Origin of the sequence: Novipirellula sp. (assembly GCF_041583735.1) — a bacterium.
In the GTDB taxonomy this organism is placed as follows: domain Bacteria; phylum Planctomycetota; class Planctomycetia; order Pirellulales; family Pirellulaceae; genus Novipirellula.
Map to the genome: position 1 here is coordinate 1 of NZ_JBFHFD010000912.1, position 2,574 is coordinate 2,574.

At 56.6% G+C, this 2,574-nt stretch carries 2 protein-coding genes; both read left to right on the top strand.

Features of this window, described 5'->3' with window-relative positions:
- Positions 1 to 1,218 (top strand): acetyl-CoA C-acyltransferase (locus tag ABX962_RS34470; RefSeq protein WP_372726189.1); only part of this gene is annotated, 1,218 nt, incomplete at its 5' end.
- A gap of 1 nt (position 1,219) precedes the next feature.
- Positions 1,220 to 2,574: 3-hydroxyacyl-CoA dehydrogenase NAD-binding domain-containing protein (locus ABX962_RS34475; protein ID WP_372726190.1), on the top strand; the 1,355-nt coding region annotated here is incomplete at its 3' end.

Sequence of the window (2,574 nt, forward strand, 5' to 3'; positions counted from 1 at the left end):
GTGTCTGCGGTCGAGTTAGGTCGAATAGCCGTCACCGAAGCGCTGCAGCGGTGTGAGTTGACGCCCGATGCGGTGGACGAAGTCATCATCGGCAATGTCGCGGGTCCCGCCGATTCGGCCAACGTGGCTCGCGTGATCGCGCTAAAAAGCAGCGTGCCGATCGACCGTATCGCGCATACCGTCAATCGCAACTGTGCCTCCGGGATGGAATCGATTTTGCAAGGCTGCAGTATTATCAGCGGTGGTCGCGCGAAAACGATTGTCGCGGGCGGTACCGAGTCGATGTCGCAGATCCCTCTGTTGTACAGCCGCAAGGCAACCGAAGCGTGGATGCGAGTCGCGCGGGCCAAGACGCTTCGGCAACGAATCGCTGCGTTCGCGGCCTTTCGCCCAAAACATTTTAAACCGGTCGCCGGAGTCGAATTGGGGCTGACCGATCCGGTATCGGGATTGAACATGGGCGAGACCGCCGAGGTGCTCGCTCATGATTTCGCGATCACGCGAGCTCAGCAGGACGAGTTTGCTTTGGCGAGCCATCACAAGGCGGCTGCGGCTCAAGAAAAATGCTTCCTGTCAGGCGAAATTGTCGAGGTTCCCCTGAATCGTGGCAAGCCGATGGACAAAGACAACTGCATTCGCCCCGGGCAAACGCTCGAGCAACTTGCCAAACTGAAACCGATATTCAAACGCGATGGATCGGTGACCGCCGGAAATAGTTGCCCGTTGACCGACGGGGCTGCCGCAGTGGTGCTTTCCGCCACGAACAACCTCGATCGTTTTTCGCGCCCGCCGCTGGGGTATATCACCGCCGCAGCGATCGCCGGTTGTGATCCGAAACGGATGGGGCTCGGCCCGGTTTATGCGACGGCAAAACTGTTGGACGAAACGGGAATGTCGTTATCGGATTTTGAATTGATTGAAATTAACGAAGCGTTCGCAGCGCAAGTGATCGGTTGTGACCGTGCGATGCAATCGAAGTCGTTTGCTGAAAAAGAATTATCGCGTCCCACCGCAATCGGACAAATGAATCCTGACATCGTCAACATCCACGGCGGGGCTATTGCGCTGGGCCATCCCGTCGGTACCACCGGCACCCGTCTGATCTTAACGATGCTTCGTGCCTTGCGAGCTTCCGGCAAACGCCGAGGACTTGCCACACTTTGCGTTGGTGGAGGCCAAGGTGTCGCCATCGCTCTCGAAACCGAATTGGAGTCCTAGTATGAGTACTGACCGTTACAAAGCATTCAGCGTCACGACCGATGTGCGAGGTGTCACCACCGTGTCGCTCGACGTGCCCGATCGTCCCCTGAATATTCTTGATCGTGACGTGATGACCGAACTCGAAGCGATCGTTCACGATTTAGAACATCGTGGCGATTGCGAGTTAGTCGTTTTCCGTAGCGGCAAAGAAAGCGGCTTCTTGGCGGGCGCCGATGTCAAAGCAATCGTAAATATTGAATCGCCCGCCCAGGCGACGCAGCTGATTGACTGCGGACAACAACTGTTTGACCGGATCAATTGGTTACCAATGCCAACGCTTGCCGTGATCCATGGTCCCTGTCTAGGCGGCGGATTGGAATGGTCGCTGGCGTGTGATTACCGCATCGCTCGCGACAACAGCAGTACAAAGATCGGGCTGCCTGAAATCAAATTGGGTTTGATTCCCGGTTGGGGCGGTACCCAGCGGCTGCCACGTGTGGTCGGATTGACCAATGCACTGAGTTTGATTTTGCAGGGCAAGCACTTGTCGGCGAGTGAGGCGGCGAAGATCGGATTGATCGACCGTGCAATTGATCCAGAAAACTGGGAAAGCGAAGTCGCTGATTTTATCGTTCAAATTCTCGAAGAGGACGTGGTCAGCCAGAGCGGACGCAAGCAGCCGATGATTCAAAAGTGGCTTGAGGCGACAGCCTTGGGACGCTCGCTGATCTTTGCCGCAGCAGAAAAGAAAATTCGCTCCAAGGCGTCCCATTACCCCGCACTCAAATCGGCGATCAAGGCGGTGCGTTGCAGCTATGGATTGCGTCCCGATGGATTTATGGCCGAACGGAGCGAGTTTGTTGATTTGTTGGCAACGCCGACCTGCCGCAATCTGTTGCAACTTTTCTTTGCCCGTGAATCGGCTCGCGATCTTCGTACCTGGGCATCACCGACCACGACGGTGCACGAGGAACCGATTCGTAAGATTGGCGTGATCGGCGCCGGCGCGATGGGAGCGGGGATTGGGCAATTGGCTGCCTGTAACGGCTATGACGTGGTGATCAAAGAAATCGACGAGGACGCGGCCCAGGCGGGACGCAAACGCGTCGTTTCGCTGGTCGACAAATTGGCCAAGCACCGTAATCTGTCCGAACGCGATCGTGAGTCGATCCTGGACCGAGTCCATGTCACCGTCAGCGACCAAGCAATCGAGGGAGCCGACTTGGTCGTCGAAGCGGTGGTCGAACGCGCGGATGTCAAAGACGCAGTCTTTGCTGGACTCGATAAATTGCTAGCGGCCAACGCAATCCTGGCCTCCAATACTTCTTCGTTGTCGATCGCTCGAATGGCCGATGCGACCACACGGCCTGATAA